Source organism: Nonomuraea sp. NPDC050310, assembly GCF_040655795.1.
Taxonomy (GTDB): Bacteria; Actinomycetota; Actinomycetes; order Streptosporangiales; family Streptosporangiaceae; genus Nonomuraea.
On sequence record NZ_JBFAKP010000002.1, the window covers coordinates 402,152 to 428,079 of the forward strand.

General features: G+C 70.5%; 25 protein-coding genes and 1 tRNA gene. 13 read left to right on the forward strand and 13 right to left on the reverse strand.

Features of this window, described 5'->3' with window-relative positions; translation table 11 throughout:
- Nucleotides 1-260: 260 nt before the first annotated feature.
- A tRNA-Pro gene (locus tag AB0I67_RS08080) sits at nucleotides 261-334 on the reverse strand.
- A gap of 61 nt (nucleotides 335-395) precedes the next feature.
- On the reverse strand, nucleotides 396-1,271 hold the full coding sequence (locus AB0I67_RS08085) for a metallophosphoesterase (protein WP_357920377.1): 876 nt from the start codon (nucleotides 1,269-1,271) through the stop codon (nucleotides 396-398).
- A gap of 59 nt (nucleotides 1,272-1,330) precedes the next feature.
- Between AB0I67_RS08085 and AB0I67_RS08090 the strand changes: the two genes are divergently transcribed.
- Complete coding sequence (locus tag AB0I67_RS08090) at nucleotides 1,331-1,786, forward strand: GatB/YqeY domain-containing protein (protein WP_357919490.1); 456 nt, start codon at nucleotides 1,331-1,333, stop codon at nucleotides 1,784-1,786.
- Between the two features lie 234 nt (nucleotides 1,787-2,020).
- Here the strand turns inward: AB0I67_RS08090 and AB0I67_RS08095 are convergent, their stop codons facing one another.
- Nucleotides 2,021-4,294: a transglycosylase domain-containing protein gene (locus AB0I67_RS08095; RefSeq protein ID WP_357919493.1), complete on the reverse strand. Its 2,274-nt coding sequence runs from the start codon at nucleotides 4,292-4,294 to the stop codon at nucleotides 2,021-2,023.
- Nucleotides 4,295-4,536: 242 nt separating this feature from the next.
- Here AB0I67_RS08095 and AB0I67_RS08100 point away from each other — a divergent pair, with 242 nt between their 5' ends.
- The gene (locus tag AB0I67_RS08100; protein WP_181610211.1) at nucleotides 4,537-4,833 is read left to right on the forward strand and encodes a WhiB family transcriptional regulator; all 297 of its coding nucleotides are present in this window, start codon (nucleotides 4,537-4,539) and stop codon (nucleotides 4,831-4,833) included.
- A 75-nt stretch (nucleotides 4,834-4,908) separates the two neighbouring features.
- Here AB0I67_RS08100 and AB0I67_RS08105 read toward each other — a convergent pair whose 3' ends face one another.
- Together AB0I67_RS08105 and AB0I67_RS08110 are read right to left on the reverse strand one after the other, a co-directional pair.
- The gene (locus AB0I67_RS08105; protein ID WP_357919496.1) at nucleotides 4,909-6,036 is read right to left on the reverse strand and encodes an ArsA family ATPase; all 1,128 of its coding nucleotides are present in this window, start codon (nucleotides 6,034-6,036) and stop codon (nucleotides 4,909-4,911) included.
- Nucleotides 6,037-6,073: 37 nt separating this feature from the next.
- A complete protein-coding gene (locus tag AB0I67_RS08110; protein WP_357919499.1) occupies nucleotides 6,074-7,075 on the reverse strand; it encodes an ArsA-related P-loop ATPase in 1,002 nt (333 codons plus the stop codon).
- A gap of 77 nt (nucleotides 7,076-7,152) precedes the next feature.
- Between AB0I67_RS08110 and AB0I67_RS08115 the strand changes: the two genes are divergently transcribed.
- Complete coding sequence (locus AB0I67_RS08115; RefSeq protein WP_357919502.1) at nucleotides 7,153-7,308, forward strand: hypothetical protein; 156 nt, start codon at nucleotides 7,153-7,155, stop codon at nucleotides 7,306-7,308.
- Nucleotides 7,305-7,766, forward strand: a complete 462-nt coding sequence (locus AB0I67_RS08120; RefSeq protein ID WP_357919505.1) for a RidA family protein — start codon at nucleotides 7,305-7,307, stop codon at nucleotides 7,764-7,766. The genes AB0I67_RS08115 and AB0I67_RS08120 overlap by 4 nt, the downstream gene beginning before the upstream one ends.
- Here the strand turns inward: AB0I67_RS08120 and AB0I67_RS08125 are convergent.
- Nucleotides 7,747-9,420, reverse strand: a complete 1,674-nt coding sequence (locus tag AB0I67_RS08125) for a hypothetical protein (protein WP_357919508.1) — start codon at nucleotides 9,418-9,420, stop codon at nucleotides 7,747-7,749. The two genes, AB0I67_RS08120 and AB0I67_RS08125, sit on opposite strands and share 20 nt — an antisense overlap.
- 68 nt (nucleotides 9,421-9,488) lie before the next feature.
- On the opposite strand from AB0I67_RS08125, the gene AB0I67_RS08130 reads away from it, so the two are divergent.
- Nucleotides 9,489-10,289, forward strand: coding sequence for an NUDIX hydrolase (locus AB0I67_RS08130; protein WP_357919511.1), 801 nt, complete (start codon nucleotides 9,489-9,491; stop codon nucleotides 10,287-10,289).
- Nucleotides 10,286-11,077 (forward strand): MBL fold metallo-hydrolase, encoded by a 792-nt coding sequence (locus AB0I67_RS08135; RefSeq protein ID WP_357919514.1) that lies wholly within the window; start codon nucleotides 10,286-10,288, stop codon nucleotides 11,075-11,077. Before AB0I67_RS08130 ends, AB0I67_RS08135 begins: the two co-directional genes overlap by 4 nt.
- On the opposite strand, the gene AB0I67_RS08140 is transcribed toward AB0I67_RS08135, so the two are convergent.
- A complete protein-coding gene (locus tag AB0I67_RS08140) occupies nucleotides 11,059-11,739 on the reverse strand; it encodes a Crp/Fnr family transcriptional regulator (protein ID WP_357919516.1) in 681 nt (226 codons plus the stop codon). The two genes, AB0I67_RS08135 and AB0I67_RS08140, sit on opposite strands and share 19 nt — an antisense overlap.
- A gap of 51 nt (nucleotides 11,740-11,790) precedes the next feature.
- Here AB0I67_RS08140 and nth point away from each other — a divergent pair, with 51 nt between their 5' ends.
- The gene (nth, locus tag AB0I67_RS08145) at nucleotides 11,791-12,507 is read left to right on the forward strand and encodes an endonuclease III (protein WP_357919518.1); all 717 of its coding nucleotides are present in this window, start codon (nucleotides 11,791-11,793) and stop codon (nucleotides 12,505-12,507) included.
- Between the two features lie 32 nt (nucleotides 12,508-12,539).
- Complete coding sequence (locus AB0I67_RS08150) at nucleotides 12,540-13,175, forward strand: CoA pyrophosphatase (protein WP_357919521.1); 636 nt, start codon at nucleotides 12,540-12,542, stop codon at nucleotides 13,173-13,175.
- Here the strand turns inward: AB0I67_RS08150 and AB0I67_RS08155 are convergent.
- Nucleotides 13,137-13,349, reverse strand: coding sequence for a hypothetical protein (locus AB0I67_RS08155; RefSeq protein WP_357919524.1), 213 nt, complete (start codon nucleotides 13,347-13,349; stop codon nucleotides 13,137-13,139). The genes AB0I67_RS08150 and AB0I67_RS08155 overlap by 39 nt on opposite strands.
- A gap of 81 nt (nucleotides 13,350-13,430) precedes the next feature.
- Between AB0I67_RS08155 and AB0I67_RS08160 the strand changes: the two genes are divergently transcribed.
- On the forward strand, nucleotides 13,431-14,624 hold the full coding sequence (locus AB0I67_RS08160) for a MarP family serine protease (protein ID WP_357919527.1): 1,194 nt from the start codon (nucleotides 13,431-13,433) through the stop codon (nucleotides 14,622-14,624).
- 7 nt (nucleotides 14,625-14,631) lie between these two features.
- On the opposite strand, the gene AB0I67_RS08165 is transcribed toward AB0I67_RS08160, so the two are convergent.
- The 5 genes from AB0I67_RS08165 to acs form a co-directional block, all read right to left on the reverse strand.
- Nucleotides 14,632-15,078 carry a DUF309 domain-containing protein gene (locus tag AB0I67_RS08165; protein WP_357919530.1) on the reverse strand — a complete coding sequence of 149 codons (447 nt, stop codon included), beginning with the start codon at nucleotides 15,076-15,078 and terminating at the stop codon, nucleotides 14,632-14,634.
- Nucleotides 15,075-15,989, reverse strand: a complete 915-nt coding sequence (locus AB0I67_RS08170; RefSeq protein WP_357919533.1) for an alpha/beta hydrolase — start codon at nucleotides 15,987-15,989, stop codon at nucleotides 15,075-15,077. The genes AB0I67_RS08165 and AB0I67_RS08170 overlap by 4 nt, the downstream gene beginning before the upstream one ends.
- Entirely contained in the window at nucleotides 15,976-16,392 is a 417-nt protein-coding gene (locus tag AB0I67_RS08175; RefSeq protein WP_357919536.1) for a phage holin family protein, read from the reverse strand. Before AB0I67_RS08175 ends, AB0I67_RS08170 begins: the two co-directional genes overlap by 14 nt.
- Before the next feature lie 8 nt (nucleotides 16,393-16,400).
- A complete protein-coding gene (gene nhaA, locus AB0I67_RS08180) occupies nucleotides 16,401-17,570 on the reverse strand; it encodes a Na+/H+ antiporter NhaA (protein WP_357919538.1) in 1,170 nt (389 codons plus the stop codon).
- Nucleotides 17,571-17,698: 128 nt separating this feature from the next.
- A complete protein-coding gene (gene acs / locus AB0I67_RS08185; protein WP_357919541.1) occupies nucleotides 17,699-19,669 on the reverse strand; it encodes an acetate--CoA ligase in 1,971 nt (656 codons plus the stop codon).
- Nucleotides 19,670-20,159: 490 nt separating this feature from the next.
- On the opposite strand from acs, the gene AB0I67_RS08190 reads away from it, so the two are divergent.
- The 4 genes from AB0I67_RS08190 (at nucleotide 20,160) to AB0I67_RS08205 (ending at nucleotide 25,810) form a co-directional block, all read left to right on the forward strand.
- Nucleotides 20,160-20,894 carry an oxidoreductase gene (locus AB0I67_RS08190; protein ID WP_357919544.1) on the forward strand — a complete coding sequence of 245 codons (735 nt, stop codon included), beginning with the start codon at nucleotides 20,160-20,162 and terminating at the stop codon, nucleotides 20,892-20,894.
- Nucleotides 20,895-22,815: 1,921 nt separating this feature from the next.
- Entirely contained in the window at nucleotides 22,816-23,853 is a 1,038-nt protein-coding gene (gene ssd / locus AB0I67_RS08195) for a septum site-determining protein Ssd (RefSeq protein WP_357919547.1), read from the forward strand.
- On the forward strand, nucleotides 23,850-25,052 hold the full coding sequence (locus AB0I67_RS08200; protein ID WP_357919550.1) for a TadA family conjugal transfer-associated ATPase: 1,203 nt from the start codon (nucleotides 23,850-23,852) through the stop codon (nucleotides 25,050-25,052). Before ssd ends, AB0I67_RS08200 begins: the two co-directional genes overlap by 4 nt.
- Before the next feature lie 47 nt (nucleotides 25,053-25,099).
- Nucleotides 25,100-25,810, forward strand: a complete 711-nt coding sequence (locus AB0I67_RS08205; RefSeq protein ID WP_357919553.1) for a type II secretion system F family protein — start codon at nucleotides 25,100-25,102, stop codon at nucleotides 25,808-25,810.
- The last annotated feature ends 118 nt before the right edge of the window (nucleotides 25,811-25,928 follow it).

The following is a 25,928-nucleotide window of genomic DNA, read 5'->3' on the forward strand; positions in this document are numbered from 1 at the left end:
CTCCCCAAGACAGCATGCCGGTCACATCGCTATCTAGCGGGTCATTCTTCCGGTGGCACGGCTGGTGGATCAACGGTGGGGAGAGCCCTCGCCTGTGGTGCCGTGACTGCTTTGAACCTGCCGCCTCTTCGTCCAAGAGGCGCGTCCCCTACCATCTCAGCTCTGGCCTGACAGCCTTGGGGGTCATGCAGTTTGTCACTCAGGCAACCAAAAAGGGCACCTTCGATTTCTCGAAAGTGCCCTTGACTGGGAAAACCCAGTCGGGGTGAGAGGATTTGAACCTCCGGCCTCTTCGTCCCGAACGAAGCGCGCTGCCAAGCTGCGCTACACCCCGGTGCACTCCGCTTGCGGCGTGCTTGGAAAAGTCTAGCGGACTTCCCAGGTGCTTGTGACCGTCAGCGGCGGGGGACGAGGGTGAGGAGGGAGGCCTCGGGGAAGCAGGCGAAGCGGGCCGGGGCGTAGGGGGAGGTGCCAAGGCCGGCGGAGACGTGGAGGAAGGCGGAGTCGTGCCTGCTCAGGCCCTTGACGCGAGCACGGTCGATGCCACAGTTGGTGACAAGGGCGCCGTAGAAGGGGATGCAGAGCTGGCCGCCGTGGGTGTGGCCGGCGAGGAGCAATTGGTAGCCGTCGTCGGCGAAACGGGTCATGTTGCGAGGCTCGGGGGAGTGCATGACGCCCAGGCGGAGGTCGGCGTCGGCGGGGGCCGGGCCGGCGACGAGGTCGTAGCGGTCACGGTCGATGTGCGAGTCGTGGATGCCGGCGACGGCGACGTCGAGGTCACCGACCTTGAGACGGGCGGTGGTGTTGTTCATGTCGAGCCAGCCCTCGGCGGACATGCCGGCGCCGAGCTCGCGCCAGGGAAGGCTGGGGACGTGCTGGCGCTTGTCGGTGCGCGAAGTACGCCAGAGGTAGCGCAACGGGTTCTTGGGCTTGGGAGCGTACAGATCGTTGGATCCGTACACGAAGAGCCCAGGACGCGTCAGGAGGGGCTCCAGGGCGTACAGGAGCGACGGGACGGCGTCGGGGTGGGCGAGGGAGTCGCCGGTGTTGACGACGAGGTCGGGCTCCAGGGCGCCGAGGGACCGGACCCAGTTGATCAACATGGTACGGCGAGGCGTCAGGTGGAGGTCCGAGATGTGCAGGATGCGCACCGGGCGCTGGCGCGGCTCGAGCACCGGGACGTCGAACCGGCGCAGGCGGAAGGCGTTGCGCTCGATGACGGACGCGTAGCCCAGTCCGGCCACGCCGAGACCGAGCAGGGACAGGGGCACAGCCACAGCTTTCCTCACCTGTTCATCATGCCCGAAGTGGAGACGGCAAGATGGAGCGCATGAGCGCATTGAAGGACAAGCTGAAGGCCGACCTGTCGGCTTCGATGAAGAACCGGGACGAAGTCCGTCTCCGGACGATCCGGATGGCCCTGGCGGCGGTGAACGTGGAGGAGGTCGCCGGGAAGACGGCCAGGGAGCTGTCGGACGACGAGATCCTCAAGGTGCTGACCAAGGAGGCGAAGAAGCGGCGGGAGGCCGCTGAGGCGTTCTCCAACGCCGGGCGGACCGAGCAGGCGCAGGCGGAGCTCGACGAGCAGGCGGTGCTGGAGGAGTACCTGCCGGCGCAGCTCTCGGACGAGGAGCTGTACCGGCTCGTGGACGAGGCGATCGCGGAGTCGGGGGCCGCAGGGCCGCAGGCCATGGGGCAGGTCATGAAGGTGGTCAACCCGAAGGTGGCCGGACGGGCCGAGGGGGGCCGGGTGGCCCAGGCCGTCCGCACCCGCCTGGCCGGCTGACCACAGGCGCACAGCCAAGCGCGCCGGTCACCGGAGGACGCGGCCTCCGCCCCGGCGACAGGGCGGGGGCCTGGAGCGGCCAACCTGGAGGCCGGGTGGCCCCCAAGAGGCCAAGGGCCCCGAGAGGCCAAGGCCCCCAAGAGGCCAAGGGCCACGAGAGGCTCGGGGCCCCAACGGGCCGGGGCCCCGAGAGGTCAGGGGCTCCCGGCAGCCGAGGGCTACCGGGAGAACCGGCTAGCGGCCCGGGGTGATGGGGCCGGCGTCGCCGCCGCCGTCACCGTCCGGGTCCTCGAAGATGTCCCCCCAAGGCCCGTCCCCGTCGTCGCCCCCGGGACCGCCGTCGCCGCCGTCCCCGTCGCCACGGTCGTTCCTGTCCTTCTTGGGCTTCTTCGGCGCACAGAAGTCGCTGCACCCGCCGAACCGCTCGGTGTTGACCGGGAAGAACGACGTCTTGTCGGTGTTCTTGAGCGCCGCCGCCATGGAGTCCCGCCAGATCGGCCCGGCGATCGAGGAACCGTACACGTACGGGTAGTGCTGCCCGCCGATGGTCACCCCGATGAGGTCGTGCTGGAAGGCGCCCCGGGGGTCGCCGACGCTGATCGCGGAGGCGAGGTCGGGGGTGTACCCGGCGAACCAGGCGGCGGTGTAGGCGTCGGTGGTGCCGGTCTTGCCGGCGGCGTCGCGGCCGATGCCGCCGACCTGGGACATGGTGCCCTTGGTGAACACCCCGGACAGCACCGCGTTCACCGCGTCGGCGACCTCCTCGTCGAGGACGTCCTTGCACTTGTTGCCGAACTTCTTGACCTTGCCGTCGCGGTCGGTGATCGAGGCGATGGCCTTGGGCCGGCAGTAGCGGCCGCGGGCGGCGAAGACGGCGTAGGAGTTGGCCACGGTGACCGGGTCCATCTCGTTGACGCCGAGGGTGAAGGTCGGCACCTCGTCGAGCTTGGCGCCGTCGGCGCGCTTGACGCCGAGCTTCTTGGCCATCTCGACGGTCTCGCAGAGCCCGACCTGCTCCTCGAGCTTCATGAAGAAGGTGTTGACCGAGCCCCAGGTGCCCGTTTCGAGGGTCTTGAAGCCGCCGCCACCCTCGCTGGAGTTGAAGACCTGGTGCGGCTCGCCCGCGCCGGTGGGCTTGCCGGCGCAGGTCTTGAGCTTGTTGTTCGGGTACGGGTCGACCGTGTAGGTGCGTCCGGTGTTGTTGCCGTCGCCCATCTTCATGCCGGCTTCCAGGGCCGCGGCCAGGGTGTAGGCCTTGGCGGTGGAGCCCTGCTGGAAGCCGCGGCCGCCGCCGTGCTTCTTGTCGGCGACGACGTTGTAGCTGATCTCGTTCTTCTTCGCGCTGCGGCCGAAGCGGCGGGAGGCGGCCATGGCGCGGATCTCGCCGGTTCCCGGGACGATCATCGCCTGGGAGGCGACCGGCTTGTCCTTGGTCGAGACGTACCGGCGGATGGCCTTCTCCGACGCCTTCTGCATCGCCGGGTCGAGCGTGCTGTGGATGGTGATGCCGCCGGCGTTCAGGAAGTCGAGGCGCTCCTTCTCCGTCTTGCCGAAGTCCTCGTTGTCGACGATCTCGTTCTTGACGTAGAAGCAGAAGTACGGGTACTTGCTCTCCTCGCAGCCGCCCGGAATGCGGGTGTTCTTGTAGCCCAGCGGGAGCTTCTTGGCCTCGTCCGCCTGGGGCTGGGTGACCGCCGCCTTCAGGGACTTCGCGCGCAGGACCATCGTGTCGAGCACGAGGTTGCGCCGCTCCAGCAGGCGGGCCTTGGCGTCGTTGCCGAGGGTCGGGTCGGTGGAGACCGGCTTCTGCACGGCGGCGGCGAGCGTGGCCGCCTGCACGAGGGTGAGCTTGGCCGCGGTGGTGCCGAAGAAGCGCTTGGCGGCGGCCTCGATGCCGTGTGCGCCCGCGCCGAAGTAGGCGATGTTGAGGTACTTCTCCAGGATCTGGTCCTTGGTGTACTTCTCCTCGATCGCCATGGCGTAGCGCAGCTCGTTGAGCTTGCGGGAGAGCGTCGGCGCGATGGCGGCCTGGTGCTCGGCGTCGGTGGTGGCCTTGTTGACCAGCACCTGCTTGACGTACTGCTGGGTGATCGACGAACCACCCTGCACGACGCCGCCGCCGCCGATGTTCTTGAGCAGGGCTCGGGCGGTGCCCTCGATGTCGATCGGGCCGTGCTCGTAGAAGCGGTAGTCCTCGATCGCGATGATCGCGTCCTGCATGACCGGGGCGATCTGGTCGAGCCGTACCGGAATGCGGTACTCGTCGTAGAACTGACCGATCTGCTTGCCGTTCACATCGTTCAGTACGGCCAGCATCTTGAGCGGCGGCTCGTCGAGGTTCTCCGGCTTGAGGTTGAGCGCCTCGGTGCCGGTTTTGACCGTGAGCCCGGCGCCGCCGACGGCGGGCAGGGCGACCGCGGCGGCGAGCACGCCGGCGATGCCGCCGGCGAGAAGCAGCCGCGCGACGCTGACGACGGGGTTCGCACGATCTTTGCCCTGAGCTTGCACGGAACCTAGGTTACGTCGAAAGGGTGTCCTTATCGGTAACTGAACCCCATTTCGCCTTGACTGGTGGGGGTGACTAGTCATTCCCGGTCAACACTCCGTCGAAAAATTGGTCCGCTGGGGTCTGTCGGCCCGAACGGCTCGTTGCGTACGTTCTCCTCTGCGGCAACTGAATACGGAGGCTCGGCGCCCGCGCCCGTCGGCCCCAACTGACGACTGACCACCTAAGGGGAGTGGGGTCGAACATGTGGATCACGGATTGGACCTCCCGAGCCGCCTGTCGGGGTGCGGACCCGGACGCTCTGTTCGTCCAGGGAGCTGCCCAGAACAGGGCGAAACTAATCTGCCGAGGATGCCCGGTCCGTACCGAATGCCTCGCCGATGCGCTTGACAACCGCATCGAGTTCGGGGTGTGGGGCGGTATGACGGAACGGGAACGTCGAGCGCTGCTGCGGCGGCGTCCAGACGTCGACTCCTGGCGCGAGCTGCTCGAGGCCGCCAAGGAGGAGTACGAGCGGACGAACGAGCTGATCGCCGGCTGACCCAGCCAGCCTGACATGCCGGTACGGCAGGCAAGCCGCCTGCCGTACCGGCATGTCAGCGCGTTCTGAGGCGCCTCACGAGGCCAGCAGCCGGCCGATCTCGCGCAGTCCGTCGAGGTCGTGCACGTCCTGCGACATGGCCGGCACCTGCACCACGGGGACGGTCGGGTGCGCCGAGGTGAAGTGCTCCTGCTCCCGTCCCTCGCGGGCGGCGAGCTGCATCCGGCCGGCGTGCAGCCGCAGCACGGCGGCGGTCAGCTCGTGCTCGCCGCGCGTCTCCAGCTCTTCCGCGGCAGCCGTACTGCGAGCCGCGGTGAGCCCGGAGGCGGGGGACAGGTGCACGCGGTTGACCACCAGCCCGGCCAGCGGCATGCGCTCCTCGGCCAGGCGCTCGACGAAGTAGGCCGCCTCGCGCATGGCGTCGCGCTCGGGCACGGCGACGACCACGAAGGCGGTCCCGCTGGCCTGGAGCAGCTTGTAGGTCATCTCGGCGCGCTGCCGGAAGCCGCCGAAGACGGCGTCGAGCGCGGAGACGAAGGTCTGCAGGTCCTTGATCACCTGGGCGCCGAGCAGCTTGGTCATCGCGCCGGCGACGAGTCCGAACCCGGCGTTGAGCAGCTTGAAGGCGCTGCGCCCGCCGGCCTTGGCGGGAGCGGTGAGCAGCTTGATGAAGCGGCCGTCGAGGAAGCGGCCCAGCCGCTCGGGGGCGTCGAGGAAGTCGAGTGCCGAGCGGGAGGGCGGGGTGTCGACGATGATCAGGTCCCACTCGTCGGAGCGGCGGAGCTGGCCCAGCTTCTCCATCGCCATGTACTCCTGCGTGCCCGCGAAGGATGACGACAAAGACTGATAAAACGGGTTGGTCAGGATCTGTCGGGCTCGTTCCGGGTCCGCGTGCGCTTCGATGATCTCGTCGAAGGTCCGCTTCATGTCGAGCATCATCGCGAACAACTGGCCGCCGGCCTCGGTCTCGGTGACCTTGCGCGGGGTGTTGTCCAGCTCGGTGAGGCCCATCGACTGCGCCAGGCGGCGGGCCGGGTCGACGGTCAGCACCACCGCGCACCGGCCGCGCTCGGCGGCCCGCAGGCCCAGTGCGGCGGCCGTGGTGGTCTTGCCCACGCCGCCGGAGCCGCAGCAGACGATGATCCGGGTGTTGCGGTCGTCGAGGATCGCGTCGACGTCCAGCACCGGGGCTTTCCTGCTCACGCCGACTCCCATCCCCACCGACCGTCGAAAACCGTGCTCACGCCGCTCCCTGGTTTCGCATGCTCTCGGCCAGCTCGTACAGCCCGGTCAGGTCCACCCCGTCGGCCAGCAGCGGCAGCTCGTAGCGGGGCAGCCCGGCCTCGGCCAGCGTGGCCCGCTCGGCCGCCTCCAGCTCGGTGCGCTTGGCGTGCTCGACGATCTCCTCCAGCAGCGCCTCGGCCGCCTTGGAGGCGTCCGCCGGCCCGTCGGTCAGTCCGGCCGCCTTCAACCCCAGCGCGAGCTCGCCGACATCGAAGCGACCCTTGACAGCCGAGTCAAGAGCGGCCTGCGGGAGCTGTGATTCGCGCACCATGTTGACGAAAACGCCACCCGGGCGGAGCCCGGCCGAACGCAATTCCGCGATGCCGTCGAGGGTCTCCTGGACCGGCATCTCCTCAAGCAAAGTCACAAAGTGCACGGCCGTTTCCGGACTTTTCACGACCCCGGACACCAGGTCGGAGTGGTTCTTGATCGGCCCGACCTTCGCCAGCCCCGCGACTTCCTTGGTCACGTTGAGGAAGCGGGTGATCCGCCCGGTGGGCGGCGCGTCCAGCACGACCGCGTCGTAGACCCGCTTGCCGCGCTTGTCGCGCCGGCGGACCGCCTCGGTCGTCTTGCCCGTCACCAGCACGTCGCGGAAGCCCGGCGCCACGGTGGTCGCGAAGTCGACGATGCCCATCCGGGTCAGCGCCTTGCCCGCGCGCCGCATGCCGTAGAACATCTCCATGTACTCGAGCATGGCCTCTTCTGGATCGATGGCCAGCGCGTGCACGTCGCCCCCGCCGGGCGCGACGGCGATCCGCCGCTCCTCGTACGGCAGCGGCGGCAGGTCGAAGATCTGCGCGATGCCCTGGCGGCCCTCGACCTCCACGAGCAGCACCTTCCGCCCGCCTGAGGCCAGGGCAAGGGCCAGCGCGGCGGCGGCGGTCGTCTTGCCCGTGCCACCTTTGCCCGTCACCACGTGCAGCCGCACGCCGTCCCAATCCGTGTCCCGGTCCACGCTTGAGAGGCTACCGAACGGTCACTTGCTGAAACCTCGCACGGGCCTTTGACCTCCGTCACACTACGCTGAGCCCCATGAAGAAATGGGAGTACCTCACCGCGCCGCTGCTGGTGCACAACACCAAGATGATCCTCGACAACTTCGGCGCCGACGGCTGGGAACTCGTCCAGGTCGTGCCCGGCCTCAACCCGGAGAACCTGGTCGCCTACTTCAAGCGGGAGAAGGCGTGAGCGGGCACGAGGAGCGCCTGGCCAAGCTGGGCATCACGCTGCCCGAGGTCGTCCCGCCGCTGGCCGCCTACACGCCTGCCGTACGCTCCGGCAGCTACGTCTACACCTCCGGCCAGGTGCCCATCGTCGACGGCCAGGTCGTGGCCACCGGCAAGCTCGGCGCGGAGATCACCCTGGAGCAGGGCGTCGAGCTGGCCCGCATCTGTGCCCTCAACGCCGTCGCCGCCCTCCGCACCCAGCTCTCGTCGCTGGACGACGTGGTGCGCATCGTCAAGGTCGTCGTCTTCGTGGCCAGCTGGTCGGAGTTCTACGACCAGCCCGCCGTCGGCAACGGCGCCAGCGACCTGCTGCGCGAGATCTTCGGCGACGCCGGCGTCCACGCGCGCAGCGCCGTCGGGGTGTCCGTGCTCCCGCGCAACGTCCCGGTCGAGGTCGAACTCATCGCCGAGGTGCGCTGAGCTCTCGGGTCCGGCTGCGGTCACGCGGCTCCGGGTACACCACGATCAGGTCCTCGCCCACGCCTTCGTCGAGCGTCCTGGTGTGCAGCCGGACCCGGTACCTTCCCGCCTTGGGCAGGGGCAGGGCGACCTTCAGGCCCCGGCCCCTGAGATGCAGGCGGCCGGTGGTGAGCCGGAGGTCCGCCTCGGCCACGGCGTCCCAGCCCCGGCGGCGCAGGGGCGGGGGCGTGTTCACCAGCTTCACCGTCACGCAGATGCCGCCGTACTCGATCGTGGTGGTCACCACGGCCGCGCCACCGGCGGCCACAAGCGGCCGGTCGTAGTCGAGCTGCTCGGCTTGCAGCGCGTCCAGGCTCGCCGCCCGCCCGTCGTAGACGCGGTAGCCGTCCCAGTCGGTGGGCAGATGGGCCGCGGTGACCTCGTGTACGGCCCGCAGCGTAGGCCAGGGGTCGCGGCAGCTCCCGGCATACTCGGCGGCTTCAGCGGCCAGCGCCGTGCGCCGCTCGGCCTGTTCCGCGGTCTGCCGCTCCCGGAGCTGCGCCGAGGAGAGCAGCAGGTCGGGGTGCTCCCGCGCGACGGCGTCCGGGCACAGGTAGACCAGGATCTCCGCCCGCCCCTTCTTGATCCCTCCGGCCGCGCACCGCTTCCAGCCCTCGGACAGCAGGTGCCGATCGGTGACCGCTTCGTCGCGGAGGAAGCCGTACCCCTCGTTCGCCGCCAGGCAGAGATAGGCCCGCCGCCGTTCCTGCGGGGAGGCGTCGGCGTAGCGGGGGATCGAGGAGCAGTCCGCGTCCCGCCAGGTGGCGGTGTCGTGCGGCAGGGCCTCGGGCGCGATCAGCAGGAGCGCCGGCATCAGGAGCCAGGCGGGTGGCCGGAGTGGGGCGGGTTCCGACCCGGTGGTGGGGGAGCTGAGCTCGTGGGCCGTCCGGGCCAGCCAGACGACCTCGAAGAGCGCCACCACCTCCAGGAGGCCGCGCACCGGCTCGCCGAACAGGCCGCCGACGACGGAAGGGAGGAAGGAAAGGAACTGCAGCGCCCCCAGCACCAGGGTCGCCCGGCTCCAGCGTCCGTCGCGGCGTTGCGCGATCAGCATCATGATCAGCCCGGTCAGCGCCGCCGCCCCCAGGGCCAGCGCCACGGCGAGGACCAGCATCGGGGTGGCCTGGGCGACACGGACCAGGACGCCGGTCTCGATGAGCAGGCCGCCCCCGGCGGCCAGCAGGCTGAAGGCGATCATGGCGAGCCGGAACCCCCGCCCGGAGCCGGTCACCACCCCCGCGAACAGGACCACGATCGACACCCACAGAGCGGCGTCCACCGCGGTTGCCGGCCCTTCGGCGAGCGGAACCGGCAGCAGCCGCCAGACGACGTAGACGTACAGCAGCCACCGCAGCCCGCGCGCCCGAGGGGACAGCGGCAAGCGCTCGGCCGGGCCCTTGAGCACCTGCCAGAACATCCACGAGTTGGCCAGCCCGACCAGGAGCAGCCCGATCAGGACGAGCGGGATGGAGACTTCCGAGAACGGCGCCGGGTACCACTGGACGACGGTCCAGGCCGGGTCGAGCGAGCCCCGCACCAAGCTGATGGCGACGGCGATCAAAACGACCGCCAGGTTGAGTGACGCCGCTAACCAGCCCAGGGGGAGCTTGCGCACAGGTAGGCACCCTTTCCACGCGAAAGGCCTGATCGTAATATGACCGAGTGATGTTCTAGGGAGGCTGGGTGGAACTGCCGCAGGAGCTGCTGGAGCGGGCGAGGGCCATCGCCGCCGGCCGCATCGACCCGGTTCCCGCACGGGACTCGGCCACGGTGGCACTGTTGCGTGACCGCCCGGGCGGCCTGGAGGTCTACCTGCTGCGGCGGAAGGCGACGATGGCGTTCGCGGCCGGCGCGTACGTGTTCCCCGGCGGTTCGGTGGATCCGCGCGACACCGACCACGCCCTCGCCTGGGCCGGGCCGAGCCCCGCCGAGTGGGCCAAGATCCTGCAGTCGGACGAGAGCACCGCGCGCGGCCTGGTGTGCGCGGCGGTGCGGGAGACGTTCGAGGAGTCCGGGGTGCTGCTGGCCGGTCCCGGCCCCGACGAGGTGGTCGCGGACACCACGGGGGAGGACTGGGAGGCCGACCGGCTGGCCCTGATCGACCGCGGCCTCGCCTTCGCCGACTTCCTCGACCGCCGCGAGCTCGTCCTCCGCACCGACCTGCTCACCGCCTGGGCGCACTGGGTGACGCCCGACGTGGAGACGAAGCGGTTCGACACCCGCTTCTTCGCCGCGGCTCTGCCGTACGGACAGCGGACCAGGGACGTCGGCGGCGAGGCCGACCAGGTGTGCTGGGCCCGCCCACGGGAGGCCCTGAACCGGGCCGAGCGCGGGGACATCTTCCTCATGCCGCCGACCTACGTGACCCTCGGGGAACTGGCCGAGTACGGCGAGAGCGCCGCGGTGCTCGCCGCCGAGCGGGAGATCGTCCGGGTGCAGCCGCGCGTGGTCGAGATCGACGGACAGGTCAGACTGGACGTATGAGCGGCCTCTACATCCCCGTGGGCAGCCCCGACGGCTCCAGCACCGCCCACGCCCGCAACCTGCTCGCCCCCAACCCCGGCCCGATGACCCTCGACGGCACCAACACCTGGGTGATCGGGACCGGGCGGCGCGTGGTGGTCGTGGACCCAGGTCCCGACGACGAGGCCCACCTCCAGCGCGTGGTGAAGCACCTGGACGGCGGGCAGGTCACGCAGATCCTGCTCACGCACGGCCACCACGACCACAGCGGCGGCGCGCGGCGCTTCGCGGAGCTGACCGGCGCCCCGGTGCGGGCCCTGGACCCGCAGCACCGGCTGGGCGAGGAGGGCCTGGCCGACGGCGACGTGATCGACGTGGACGGGCTGGAGATCCGGGTGTACGGCACGCCGGGCCATTCGTTCGACTCGCTGTGCTTCTGGATCGAGGCCGACCGGGCGATGCTCACCGGCGACACCATCCTGGGCCGCGGCACGACGGTGATCGCGCACGACGGCGACCTGGGCGACTACCTGCGCAGCCTCGACCGCCTGGTGCGCGGCGCCGAGGCGCTGGGCGCGCGAGCGCTGCTGCCCGGACACGGCCCGGTGCTCCCGGACCCGCTGGCGGTGCTGGAGGCCTACCGCGCGCACCGGCAGGAGCGGCTCGACCAGATCAGAGCCGCCCTGCGGCAGGGCGCGCGCACGCCGCGCGAGATCGTGGAGATCGTCTACGCCGAGGTGGACCCGAGCCTGTGGCCCGCGGCCGAATGGTCGGTGCGGGCCCAGCTCGACTATCTGGACCGGTTGTAGAGCCGGTCGAGGTCGAGGATCGTGACCGCCTTGGCCTCGATCCGGAGCCACCCGCGCTGCGCGAAGTCGGCCAGCGCCTTGTTGACCGTCTCGCGGGAGGCGCCGACCAACTGGGCCAGCTCCTCCTGGGTGAGGTCGTGGTGGACGCGCACGCCCTCCTCGGTCTTGGTGCCGAAGCGCTCGGCCAGGTCTAGCAACTGCTTGGCGACCCGCCCCGGCACGTCGGTGAAGACCAGGTCGGCCAGCACGTCGTTGGTGCGCCTGAGCCGCTGGGCCAGGGCGCGCAGCAGGTGGAGCGCCACCTCGGGCCGTCCGGTCAGCCAGGGGCGCAGGTCGTCGTGGCCCAGCCCGGCCAGCCGTACGTCGGTCAGCGCCGTCGCGGTGGCCGTGCGCGGCCGCGGGTCGAACAGGGAGAGCTCGCCGAACATCTCGCTCGGCCCCAGCACGCTGAGCAGGTTCTCCCGCCCGTCGGTCGAGGTGCGCGAGAGTTTGATCTTGCCTTCGAGCACGACATAGAGCCGGTCACCCGTCTCGCCCTCGCTGAAGAGCGTCTGCCCCTTGGACAACTGGACCTCGGTGATGCTCGTCCGCAGCGCCGCGGCGCTCTCACGGTCGAGCGCGGCGAACAGGGGGGCCTTGCCCAGCACGTCTTCGGTGTTCACTCTTGCCTCCTCTGTTCTCATTGTGACGCACCCCACCCATAGGCTGGCATCATGGCCTTGAACACGCGGAAGCCGGAGACCCGGCTGGGGCTGGTACGGCGGGCACGGCGCATGGACCGCATCCTGGCCGAGACCTACCCCGATGCCCACTGCGAGCTCGACTTCGGCAGTCCGCTGGAGTTGCTGGTCGCCACCATTCTGTCGGCGCAGTGCACCGACAAGCGCGTCAACATGGTCACCCCGGTTCTTTTTGCGAAATACCCCACGGTGGAGGACTACGCGGCCGCCGACCGCGCCGAGATGGAAGAGATCATCAGGTCCACCGGCTTCTTCCGCGCCAAGACCAACAGCATCATCGGCATGGCCCAGGCGGTCTGCGAGCGTTATCGGGGCGTGGTGCCCAACAAGCTGAAGGACCTGGTCACGCTGCCCGGCGTCGGCCGGAAGACCGCCAACGTGGTGCTGGGCAACGCCTTCGACGTGCCGGGCCTGACCGTCGACACGCACTTCCAGCGGCTGGTGCGGCGCTTCGGCTGGACTGAGGAGACGGACCCGGTCAAGATCGAGCACGCGGTCGCCGAGCTCATCCCCAGGCGGGAGTGGACGTGGTTCTCCCATCGGGTGATCTGGCACGGGCGCCGGATCTGTCATGCCCGGCGCCCGGCCTGCGGGGTCTGCCCGCTGGCGGCCCTGTGCCCCGCGTACGGCGCCGGCCCCACGGACGCGGCCACGGCGACCAAGCTCGTCAGGTCCGGCCCGTTCTCGTGAATATTTCCGCCCGGACCGATGTTGGAGCGTCCATGGCCCCCGAATGGCTCCACACCCTCGTGTCACAGGCCGCGCAGGCCCCCGTGCCGCTGAGCGTGCGCCCGCCGGCCGACGGGAGCGGGCGGCCGGCGGCGGTGCTCCTGCTGTTCGGCGAGGGCCCGGACGTGTTGCTGATCCAGCGCAGCTCGCGCGGGCGGCGGCACGCGGGCCAGCCGGCCTTCCCCGGCGGCGGCGTCGACCCGGAGGACGGCGGCCCGGTCGGGGCGGCGTTGCGCGAGGCGCAGGAGGAGACTGGGCTCGACCCGGCCGGCGTCGAGGTGATCGGGACGATGCCCGAGCTCTACGTCTGGCGCAGCGACAACCGGGTGACCCCGGTGGTCGGCTGGTGGCACACGCCCTGCGCGGTGCATCCGGCGGCGCCCGACGAGGTCGAGTCGGTCGAGCGGGTGCCGGTCGCCGAGCTGGCCGACCCGGCCAACCGCCTCAAGCTGCGCCACCCGAGCGGCTACGCGGGCCCGGCCTTCCGGGTGCGCGGCCTGCTGGTGTGGGGCTTCACCGCGGGCATCCTCGACAACGTGCTGCGCTGGAGCGGCTTCGAGCGGCCCTGGGACCGCGAACGGGTGGAGGACCTACCGCCCGACGTCCTCAACCTCGCCGCACGCGGCTAGGGCGCCGTCGATGGCCCACAGCAGGGTCTCGTCGGTCTCGCTGGCCCTGAGGTAGCGCAGGACCAGCCTGGCGCGGTCCTTCTCGGCCACCGAGCGCATCAGGTCCACCCCGCGCAGCCGCTCGGCGAGCGTGTCACTGGCGCACAGACGGCGGGCCACGATGAAGGCTTCCATACCGCGAAGGTATTTCCGGTGGTCAACCGTTCCTCGCCGAACACCTGCACAATTGACTGTTCCGCTGGATACCTTTGAAGCGTGCGCGGCGATCTGCTTGACCTCATTTTGATCGGCCTCGTGATCGCCTTCGGCATCTCGGGCTACCGGCAGGGTTTCATCATCGGTGCGATGAGCTTCGTCGGGTTCGCCGGAGGGGTGGTGCTCGGCGTCTTCATCGCGCCGCCGCTCGCCAAGGGGGTCGTCGACGGCGACATCGAGCAGGCGCTGCTGGCCATCGTGATCGTCTTCCTGACCGCCACCATCGGGCAGTTCGCCTCCTCCACGATCGGCGCGGTGATCCGCAGCCACGTGACGTGGGAGCCGGCCAAGATGGTCGACGCGCTGGGCGGCACGCTGGCCAGCGGGCTGTCGGTGCTGGTGTTCGCCTGGCTGGTCGGAAGCCTCCTGGTGGCCAGCTCCTTCGCCCCGATCGTCGACCAGATCCGCAACTCGCTGCTGCTCAACACGGTCGACAACGCCGTGCCCGAGGCGGCCAAGGACTGGCAGAAGCCGTTCAAGGAGTTCATCGACCGTTCGGAGTTCCCGCCGGTCTTCGACGCGATCGGCGGCACCCAGCTCACCGACGTGCCCCCGCCCGACACCGGCGTGCTGCGCGGCAACCCGCGCCTGGAGCGGGCCCGCGAGGCGATCGTGAAGGTCAAGGGCACCGCCGAGAGCTGCGGCAAGGTCATCGAGGGCACCGGGTTCGTCTTCTCCAACGACCACGTCATGACCAACGCGCACGTGGTCGCCGGGGTCACCGCCGAGCTGCGGGTGGTCGACCACAACTCCAAGGTCCACCTGGCCACCGTGGTGCGGTACAACCCGCGGCGTGACATCGCGGTGCTGCACGTGCCGGGGCTGAACCAGCGGCCGCTGGAGTTCGACGGCACCGCCGAGCGGGGCGCCAACGCGATCATCGCGGGCTACCCGAAGGGCAAGGGCTTCACGCCCGAGGCGGCCCGCATCGCGCGCACCCAGATGGCCAAGGGGCCCGACATCTACCGCAGCTCGAACGTGACGCGCGAGGTCTACCAGATCCGCGGGCGGGTGCTGCCCGGCAACTCCGGCGGGCCGCTGCTGACCACCGATGGGCGGGTCTACGGCGTGATCTTCGCCGCGGCGACGAACCAGGCCGAGACCGGGTACGCGCTGACCGCCAACGAGGTCCGCAGCGACATCGAGCAGGGGCGCGACGACACCACGCCGCAGGGCACCCAGTCGTGCGACTAGCCGCGGGTCAGGGGAGCGCCTGCCGTACCGCCTGGATGGCCTCCTCGGCGGAGTCGGCGCCGGCGTCGAGGCTGGCCGCCGCCCGGCCGGCCGGTTCGTACGGCGGGCCGTAGGCCTGCACCTTGGCCGCGCCACGGGCCAGGAGCTGGCCTGCGCCGGTGCGGTTGCCGCGCTGCAGGTGCGTGAGGCCCACACAGATCTGCGCCAGGCCCTGCCACAGCTCGCGTTCGGGCTCCGGGGCACACTTCCAGCGGCCCTCGAAGACCTCGTGCGCGTGGAAGGGCCGGCCCTCGGCCAGCAACTGCCGCGCGTCGTCCAGCGCCTGCTCGGCGGTGGGCGCGTAGTCGTCGGGCACGCGGTCGACGCCGGGCGTGCCGTAGGGGAGCGGCCTGCCGTACTCGTCACGCGGCCGGGCGTTGCGCGGGCGCCCCTGCGTGTCGCGGTCGCGGCTCACCGGTCGGGCTCCTCGTCGGCGAGCCAGCCGAGCAGCTCGGTGTCGAACGCCTCGGGCCGCTCCTCGTGCGGGAAGTGCCCGGCGCCCTCCAGCAGCCGCCAGCGGTACGGCGCGGCCACGTAGCGGCCGGAGCCCTGCGCGGTGCGGGGCAGCATGCAGCGGTCGAGCGCGCCGTGCAGGTGCAGCGTGGGCGCCTCGACCTCGGCCTGCATCGCGCGGGCGTAGCGCAGGCCGTCGGGGCGGAGCTGGGAGCGGCCGAACCAGCGGTGGTACTCCAGCGCGCAGTGCGCCACGGCGGGGATCCGGAAGGCTCGCTGGTAGGTCTGAGCGCTCTCCTCGTCCGGCCAGCCGGGCCCCGACCAGGTGTCGAGCAGGCGGCCGACCAGGTGCTTGGCCAGTCGGCGCTCCGGCAGGAAGGGTAGCTGGAAGCCGAAGAAGTGGGCGCTGGCGCGGAGCTGGCCGAACGGGTCGGTCCGCAGGGCGCTGCGCAGCCGCAGCGGGTGCGGGGCGCTGACGGCGACCAGGCGGTGCACCGACTTGGGGGAGAGCGCGGCCATGGTCCAGCCGAGCAGGCCGCCCCAGTCGTGGCCGACCACGATCGCGCCGGTCTCGCCGAGCGCGCGGATCAGGCCGGTGGCGTCGCTGGCCAGGGTCGGCAGGTCGTAGCCGCGCGGCGGCTTGTCGCTGCCGCCGTACCCGCGCAGGTCCACCGCGACGGCGCGGTAGCCGTTCTGGGCGAGGCTGACGAGCTGGCGCCGCCAGGTCCACCAGAACTGCGGGAAGCCGTGCAGGAGCAGCACCAGCGGGCCCTCGCCGGCCTCGACCACGTGGAAGCGCGTGCCGCCGGCGTGGACCGCGCGGTGGGTCCAGGGGCCCTCGATCTCGACGAAGGACTCGTCAGGGTGTGCCATCGGCCGGCTCCGCGATCTCTTTCAGGCCTTTGAGCGAGCGGGTGGTGCGCTTCATGCCGTCCATGCCCTTGAGCTTGCGCACGCCGAACCAGATCGCGCCCGCGGCCACCAGCAGGTAGACGGCGGTCACGATGAGGAAGGAGGCCCAGACGGGCAGCCAGAGCGCGAGCAGGAAGGCCAGGGCGAAGGAGATCAGGATCAGGCAGAGGTGCAGCATGAACGCCGCGCCGGCGAAGGCTCCGGCGGCCGTGCCGACCTTCTTGAGGTTGAAGCTGAGCTCCGACTTGGCCAGCTCGATCTCGGAGCGGACCAGCGTGGAGATCTGGTCGGTGGCCTGGGCGACCAGCGAGCCGAGGCTCTCCTCGACTTCCGGAGCTTGCGGCATGTCGGAGGTTTGGGACATGAGGTCTCCTATCTTGCCTCGCGGCGCTTGCGAACCCGGACGTGCAGCAGCACGGCGGCGAGTACCGAGGCGATCAGGCTAGCGGTGAGCACTCCGGTCGTGACGGCCGCCGACCGCGCGGGATCGTCGCCGTAGGCGAGGTTCCCGATGAGCAGCGAGACGGTGAACCCGATACCGCCCAGCAACGAGACCGCAGCCATGTCGCGCCAGTGCAACTCCTCCGACAGTCTGGCCAGGCCGAGCCGTACCGACAGCCAGGCCCCGCCGAACACGCCGACGAACTTCCCGATCACGAGCCCAGCAATCACTCCCATGACTACCCGATCGTCGAAGATCGTGCTGAATCCGGCAAGCGACACACCGGCCGACAGGAACGCGAACACCGGAACGGCGAATCCGGCGGAGATCGGGCGGGTGTAGTGATCGGCCTTCTCGATGTTGGCGATGTTGGTCAGCAGGCCCAGTGCGACGCCCGCGACGGTCGCGTGCACGCCGCTGGCCTCCAGGCAGCCCCAGGCGATCAGGCCGAGCGGGAGGTAGATCCACAGGCTGCCGGCCCGCTTGGCCTGGAGCACGCCGTACAGCGCGATGGCGAGCACGCCGCCGCCGAGCATGAGCAGGTCGACGTGCTCGGTGTAGAAGATGGCGATGATGCTGATCGCGCCCAGGTCGTCGACGACCGCGCAGGTCAGCAGGAAGGCGCGCAACGCCGCGGGCATCGCGCTGGCGGTGACGGCGAGCACGGCGAGGGCGAAGGCGATGTCGGTGGCGGTCGGGATGGCCCAGCCGCGGGCGGCGTCCGGGGCGCCCCAGCTCACCGCGAGGTAGACGACCGCGGGGACTATCATGCCCGCGATGGCGGCGATGATCGGCAGGGCGGCCTTGCGCAGGTTGGCGAGCTCGCCGTGGACGAACTCCTCCTTGACCTCCAGGCCGGCGACGAAGAAGAAGATCGCCAGGAGGCCGTTCTGGGCCCAGTGGTAGAGCTCCAGCGGTCCGAGCCGGATGTGCTGGAGTGCGGTGTATGTGTCGTTGGAGACGTTCGCCCAGACCAGCGCGGTGACCGTGGCGACGAGCATGATGATGCCGCCGATGGTTTCCAGGCGCAGCGCCTCGGCCAGGGTCTTCGCGTAGTGGACGGTCGGGCGTAGTGGCCATTTCTCCGCGGCGCGGCGCACGTGATCTCCCTCGATGGCTCGGATCGCTGAATCGGTTCCCCCGAAACGCCGACCAGACTTCCCGGCACACCTGGTGATCAGCCTATATGTGGGGGTACGGCCCGCATGCCGTACCCCCCCTGGTGTCGCTAGTCCTCGGACTTGGCGCTGGGCAGCTTCTCCGAGATGAGGTTCATCACGGTGCTGTCGGCCAGCGTGGTGACGTCGCCGATGCTGCGGTTCTCGGCCACGTCACGCAGGAGGCGGCGCATGATCTTGCCCGAGCGGGTCTTCGGCAGCTCGGGGACGACCAGGATCTGCCGCGGCTTGGCGATCGGGCCGAGCGTCTTGGAGACGTGGTCGCGCAGGTCCTTGGCGATGTCCGCGCCCTCCTCGGCGCCGCCGCGCAGGATCACGAAGGCGACGATGGCCTGCGTGGTCAGCGGGTCGGTGGCGCCCACGACGGCCGCCTCGGCGACCTTCGGGTGCGAGACGAGCGCGCTCTCCACCTCGGTGGTGGAGATGTTGTGGCCGGAGACGAGCATGACGTCGTCCACGCGGCCGAGCAGCCACAGGTCGCCGTCCTCGTCCTTCTTGGCGCCGTCGCCGGGGAAGTACATGCCCTCGAAGCGGCTCCAGTAGGTGTCGACGTAGCGCTGGTCGTCGCCCCAGATGGTGCGGAGCATTGACGGCCACGGCTCCTTGACCACGAGGAAGCCGCCGCCGCCGTTGGGCACGCTGTTGCCCTGGTCGTCGACGACGTCGGCGACGATGCCGGGCAGCGGGCGCATCGCGGCGCCGGGCTTGCCGTGGGACAGGCCGGGCAGCGGGCTGATCATGATCGCGCCGGTCTCGGTCTGCCACCAGGTGTCCACGACCGGGGTACGGCCGCCGCCGATGTGCTCGCGGTACCAGACGTAGGCCTCGGGGTTGATCGGCTCGCCCACGCTGCCCAGGACCCGCAGGCTGGACATGTCGTACTTCGCGGGGATGTCGTCGCCCCACTTCATGAAGGTCCGGATCGCGGTGGGGGCGGTGTAGAGGATCGTGACCTTGTACTTCTGCACGATCTCCCAGAACCGGCCGCGGTGCGGGGTGTCCGGGGTGCCCTCGTACAGCACGCTGGTCGCGCCGTTGGCGAGCGGGCCGTAGACGATGTAGGAGTGGCCGGTCACCCAGCCGATGTCGGCGGTGCACCAGTAGACGTCGGTCTCCGGCTTGAGGTCGAAGACGGCGTGGTGGGTGTAGGCCGACTGGGTCAGGTAGCCGCCGGTGGTGTGCAGGATGCCCTTGGGCTTGCCGGTGGTGCCGCTGGTGTACAGGATGTACAGCGGGTGCTCGGCGTCGTGGGGCTGGGCCTCGTGGTCCTCGGACTGCTTGGCGACGACGTCGTCCCAGAAGACGTCCCGGTCGTTCACCGCGATTTCCTGATTTGTCCGGCGGACGACGAGGACCTTCTGGACGTTCGGCGTGTTCGCCACGGCCTCGTCCACGGTCGGCTTCAGCGCGCTCGGCGCGCCGCGGCGGTAACCGCCGTCGGCGGTGATCACCAGCTTGGCGTCCGCGTCCTCGATCCGGCTCTGCAGCGCGCTCGCGCTGAACCCGCCGAACACCACGCTGTGGATCGCCCCGATGCGGGCGCATGCCAGCAGCGAGATCGGCAGCTCGGGGATCATCGGCATGTAGATCGCCACGCGGTCGCCCTTGCCGACGCCCAGCTCGATCAGCGCGTTCGCCGCCTTGTTGACCTCCCGCTGCAGGTCGCGGTAGGTGATGGTACGGCTGTCGCCCTCCGGCTCGCCCTCCCAGTGGAAGGCGACCTTCTCGCCGCGCCCGGCCTCCACGTGGCGGTCGACGCAGTTGTAGGCCACGTTCAACTCGCCGCCCACGAACCACTTGGCGAACGGGGGGTTCCACTCCAGCGTGGTGTCCCACTTCTTCGCCCAGGTCAGCCGGTCGGCGGCCTGCTCCCAGAAGCCCAGACGGTCGGCGGCGGCCTCCTCGTAGGCGGCGGCGGTGACGTTGGCCGCCGCAGCGAGCTCGGCCGGCGGCGCGAACCGACGGGTCTCCTGCAGGAGATTGGACAGCGTCTCCTGGGTCTCTGGGGCGTTATCGGCCACTTCGTACTCCTTCGAAGGCATAGGTCGGGTCCCACTTCACCAGGTGGGGGGTGGTGAAGACAAGAGGTCTAGACAGGTCTGTACCTATTCGGGGTTGTCAAGGGTGGCGACAACTGCAATTAAACCGTTGTCATCTTGAAATCAAGAATGGTGGGGTGGGGTAAATGCGGGGGTGGGTTTTGAGGGGTGGGTTTTCTTGATCATTTGCGGGGTGGTTGGGTCCTGATTCGGGGGTGGCTTTCGGGGTGGCTTTCGGGGGTGAGGGCTCTTTGCGGGGCGGGGTGCCGGGTGTGGCCCGCCATTCCTCCACCCGTCGCCGAGTTCACCTTCGCCGCCCCCCTCTCGCGCCCGGCCCCTTCTCGCGCCCGGCCCCTTCTCACGCCGACCCTTCCGGGGCTGACCTCTTTCTCGCTGGCCCTTCCCAGTCAGTGCGCCACCGGGCCAGCACCACTCCCGCGCTCCACCCCTACCCGCCGGTAAGGTCGTCCCTGTGACCGACCCGTTGGCAGTGATCGCGCAGCTCCCAGGCGTCCCCGAGGCCGTCGAGGAGGCCCGCAAGGCCGTGGACCGCCTGTACCGCCACCGTGTACTGCGCCGCCGCAGCCCAGAGGTCTCCGCCGAGACCGCCCTCCGAGGCGCCAGAGCCTCAGCCGCCCTGTCCGGCGTGGACGTCGACCTCACCCCCCTCCGCGCAGGCGAGATCGACGACCCCACAGTCCAGGGCGCCCTCAGAGCTTCCGCAGAGATCGGACGCCTCGGCTCCACCTGGCGCACAGCCCCCCGCCAGGTGTTGGCCCGCCTCCACACCGTCGCCGCCCACGGCCTGGCCCCGGAGTCCTCCCTGGGCCGCCCCCGTCAGGACGAAGCCCTGGCCACCCGCCTGGACGGCCTGGTCTCCCTCATCATCACCGGCACCAAGACCCCGGCGTTGGTCCTGGCCGCAGTCGTCCACGCCGAGCTGGCCGTACTCGACCTCTTCGGCACCGCCGACGGCGTCGTCGCCCGTGCCGCCGAGCGCCTCACCCTCGTCGAGTTCGGCCTGGACCCCAAGTCCCTGGTCCCCTCCGAGATCGGCCACCTGTCCTTGGACTACTCGGCCGCCCTCAAGAGCTACACCACCGGCACCCCCACCGGCGTAGCCACCTGGCTCCGCCACTGCGCCGAAGCCGTCATCCTCGGCGTCCGCGAAACCACCGCCATCTGCGAAGCCATGCAACGCGGCTAACCCCCCGGCCAGCACCCCAGAGCCCAACCACCCTGGCCAGACATCCCTGACCAGCCACCCTGAGCAACCACTCCTAGTCAGGCACCCCTGGGACGGCCACCCCTGGCCAGCCCTGCGACCCTCGCGAGCTGACCCAGCCGCACCTTCGCCCGGACCTCGCGGCGCATTACCCCCGGGCCTCTCACAGCCTGCGCGTCCAGGCCGAAACCCAAGCCGTGGAGCCGTCAGCCCAGCACCGCAGCCTCGTCCAGTACCCCTGCCTGGATCCCTCAGACGCGCGGGCTGAGGCGGGGCTGGGTGAAGCTCTGGGTGATTTGGGTGGGCGTCGTTGCTCACTGCGTTGTGTGCGTCGCTGAGCGGGTCTGTAGCGGGCGGGTGGCCGTGGGGCGGGCTCGAGATGCCCGCCCGCTCTCAGGAGTCCCTGTGAGGCCTGTGGGGCTGGCTGGACGGACTCTTGGGGTGCCGTGCTCCCTCGCAGTGACCAAGAGGCTTCCAGAGCTCTCCAAGCCGTGCGTGCGGGACGGCTGCGAGAGGGCGTTCCGGATCCTCGGCAGGCAGGAGGCCGCGAACGTGCGAAGGCGGGCAGAGCTCGACGGCCGCAGGTGGCCGGCTCGGACGCCGCACGTGCCGGGCGGAGAGTTCAGGCACAGGACAGCCCGGGCGCTGAAAGCTGTAGCTCAAGGGTCCAGGCCGCGGCCCCGGTCCAATGGTCCAGGCTGCAGGCCCAGTGGTTGAAGATCGTCTGAGGGGCCCGCCGGAGTGCTTGCCGCCACCCGCCCCAAATAGCTGACGGCGTCTCAGTGATGAGACGCCGTCTGCCGTGCGCCATACCTGGTTACCAAGCGTGCACCTAAATTCGTCGGAGCGGGTCAAGCCCGTCTCGACGCGCCTCCCGCGGCTGGTCGCGCGTGGGTGCCTGGTAGACGCACCCGGACAAGTGGTCCGTGTCACCTTTCTACGACGGATCCGGTCACTTGGGAACCCCCGAAACCAAGACCTTTACCCACCCATGCCCCCACCCCTTGATCACCCACCGTGATCGCCTCCTGTCACCCCCGAAAAAACTTAGCGAAAATGCGAGATTGCTCCTCGACGAAACTCGTTCGGATCGGGCAGCATACGGTGGTATCTCCCGAAACTGGAGCGACCGCGCACGGGTTTGCTTTGCAAGTCCCTTGCCATGCTCCGGTCAAGTGATGAAAGCTTTCTTCTGAAACGGGACCGGCTCTACCCCCCCGGAGCCGGACCGGTCAGGCGACCCCCGCTCTCCCCCCCGGCGGGGGTCGCCGCTTTTCTCCCCTTTACAACTCGCCTCCGGGCCACCCGCCTCATCGGCCGGCCATCCCCCCGCGACCCCCAAGGCCGCCCGCGCGCCAAGCCAACACCCGGCTCAACCATCCACCGTCCTCGGCCCGTCCTCGGGCCACGCCCCGGCCCCGCCCCGCGCCCCGTACGGGGCGCGCGCCGTCCCCCGGTCCACGTCCGCCCTAGGCCAGGCCAGTGCTGCGCCCGCCCCCGCCACGACGTCTCCTCGGCTCCACGCGCGCCCCCGCTAGGCCTCCCTCCAGGCCCGGCCTCCATCCGGCTTGCCCGCGCCCTCACCTGGCGTTGCTCACGCCCTCGCTCGGCGCCCGCTCCGGCCTGACCCACTCAGCCCAACCCGCTTCCCCGGCAAGCCCGGCCCACAGCAGACCTGCAACGAGGCCCCAACCGAGCCGACCCCGCGCTGTCCACCGTGCCACCTCGCCGTCTCGGCCCAACCTCCGCCCCGCTGCCAACCGCCCCACCCCCACCCGACCCACACGGGCCTTCCGCAGCCCCCAGGCCACCGGTTATCCACAACCCCACCCCACCCCCACTTATCCCCAGAACCCCATTCACCCCCAACCCAACCCCCACCCGCACCGACACCCTCATCCCCATGAACCGCCCGCTGGTCATAACCGAAGACCGCGACCTCCTAGACGACCTCGTCCGCATAGCCGCCGCCGCAGGCGCCCAACTGGACGTCGCCCATGCCCCAGCCCACGCCCGCCCCCACTGGAACCTCGCCCCAGTGGTCCTGATCGGCCCAGACCTGGCCGACGCGGTCGCAGCCACCGCCCCACCCCCACGCGACCGAGTCCTCCTGGTAACCCGCACCCCCGAGGACCCCGACACCTGGCGCCGCTGCGTAGCCGTAGGCGCCCGAGCCGTCCTAGACCTCCCCACCGCCGAACGCCACCTGGTCGAAGAACTGGCCGACCTCATCGAACCAACCCACCGAAACGGCGCAGTCCTCTGCGTAGTAGGCGGCAGCGGCGGCGCAGGCGCCACAGTCCTGGCCGGCTGCCTAGCCCTCCACGCCTCAAGCCAAAAGCTGTCCACCCTGCTCATCGACGCCGACCCCATGGGCGGCGGCATCGACTCCCTCCTGGGCAAGGAAGACGCCAAGGGCTCCAGATGGGGCGACCTCGTAGCCCGAGAGGGCCGCGTCTCCGCCACCGCCCTCCGCGAAGCCCTGCCCAGCTTCGGCGACCTGTCCATCCTGTCGTTCTGCCGAGGCGGCCCCCAGCTCATCCCACCGGAGGCCATGCGCTCAGTCCTGGAAGCCGGACGCCGAGGCTTCGACCTGGTCGTCGTCGACCTCCCTCGCCACCTCGACGCAGCGGCCATCGAGGCCCTCACCCGCGCAACGATCACCTACGCCGTGGTCTCCGCGAACGTCCGAGGCATCCTGGCCGCCTCCCAGGTCATCGGCGAGGTCCAGCAACACACCGCCGACCTGGCCCTCGTAGCCCGGCCAGGCGCCATCAACGACGAAATCGTCTCCGCCTCCCTCGACGTCCCGCTGGCCGCCACCTTCCCCGACCAGCCCAAGCTCACCGCGATCCTCAACCGCGGCGAACTCCCACCCCTGACCCCACGCAGCCCCCTCGGCCGAGCCTGCGGCGACCTGATCCGCGACCTCCTCCCATGACCACGCCCGCCCCCACCCACCCGCCGGTCCCGGCCGAGTTGGTCGAAGCCGTCCGCCTCCGCCTGGCCCGAACGGGGGTCGAGCCCACCGCCGCCCAGGTCGCCGTAGCCCTGCGCGCCGAAAAGTCCATGTACGGCGACGCCGAGATCCTCCAGGTGGCCCGAGCCCTGTGCGCAGACCTCATCGGCGCCGGTCCCCTCGAACCGCTCCTGGCCATCCCGGAAGTCACCGACGTCCTCGTCAACGGCCCGCGGGAGGTGTGGATCGACGACGGCCGCGGCCTCCGTCGTACCACCGTGACCTTCCCCGACGACGCGGCCGTCCGCCGCCTGGCTCAGCGCCTGGCCGCCGCAGCCAGCCGCCGCCTCGACGACGCCTCGCCGTACGTCGACGCCCGCCTGGCCGGCGGAGTCCGCCTGCATGCGGTCCTTCCGCCCGTGGCCTCGGACGGCACCTGCATCTCCCTCCGCCTGCCGCCCCGCCGTACCTTCACCCTCCCCGACCTGGTCGCCGCCGGCACGGTCCCCGCGAACGCCCTGCCCGTCCTCACCGCCGTCGTCTCAGCGCGCCTTGCCTTCCTCGTGACGGGCGGCACGGGCACAGGCAAGACCACCCTGCTCAGCGCCCTGCTCTCCCAAGCCGACCCCGGCGAACGCCTCCTCCTGGCCGAGGACTCCGCCGAACTCCGCCCCCTCCACCCTCACGTCGTCCGCCTCGAAACCCGCCCCGCCAACCTCGAAGGCGCCGGCGGCGTAACCCTCCGAGATCTTGTACGGCAAGCGCTGCGCATGCGCCCCGACCGCCTCGTGGTCGGCGAAGTACGCGGCAACGAAGTCATCGACCTCCTGGCCGCCTTGAACACCGGTCACGAGGGCGGTTGCGGCACCCTCCACGCCAACGCCGCAGCCGATGTCCCCGCCCGTCTCGAAGCCCTGGCCTGCGCCGCCGGCCTGTCCCGCGAGGCCGTTCACAGCCAACTCGCCGCCGCCCTGGACGTCGTCGTCCACCTCACTCGCGACCGCTCGACCGGTCGCCGCCGCGTCTCCGAGATCTGCCTCCTCACCCGCACCCCGTCAGGCCTGGTCGTCTCCGAACCGGCGCTCACCTTCACCGCCGCCGGCACCACCAACATCGGCCCAGCCTTCACCCCCCTCACCCAAAGAGCCCCCGCCCTCCACCCCCAACCCCGACACGGCTAACCCCGCCACGCCCACCGCCCGTGCCGGACGCACCACTGAAGGCCCCCATGACCACCACCGTCCTCATCGCCGCCATCGCCACCGCCTTGGCCGTTTGGCTCTGGACTGGCCCCACCCAAGCCAGCACCCGCCTAACCCACCTCCTCCTTCCCACCACCCCTCTCAACTGGCAGGCCGTACAAGCCCGTCTGACCCGCCCAAGCCCGACCCGCCGAGCCGACGCCTGGCGCACCGCATCCCTGGAGCTATGCCACGGCCTGTGCGCAGAGTTGTCCGCCGGCCTTCCACCCGGCGACGCCCTCACCCGCGCAGTCGCCGCAACCACGTTCCCCACACCCGAAGCCCCCCGCCTCCTGACCGCAGCCGCCCGGGACGGCGGCGAGGTAGCCCGCACCCTCCGCGAGATCGCCCCCCGCACCGGCGGCGAGGGCTTCCACCGCCTGGCCGCCTGCTGGGAGGTGAGCGTCACCGTCGGCTCAGGCCTGTCCGCCCTGGTGGAACGCGTAGCCCGTTCCCTCCGCACCGCCCAGTCCCACCGCCAGGACGTCGCCGCCCAACTGGCCGGCCCGCGCGCCACCGCCCGCATGCTCGCCGCCCTGCCCGCCCTCGGCCTGCTCATGGCCTTAGCCCTCGGCATGGACCCGTTCGGCTTCCTCCTCGGCAGCCTCCCCGGCCTGGCCTGCCTCCTCCTGGGCCTGGCGCTAGACGCCTGCGGCCTCTGGTGGACCCACCGCATGGCCGTACAAGCAGAGACCTAACCCACCTCGGACCGACCCTCACAACGAACAGGTCCTGCCACCAACCCTCAAAGCCCAGCCCCGACAAGGCCGACTCCCGCGCACCGAAGCCCCGTTCACCTGAGCTCCGCGCACCAGA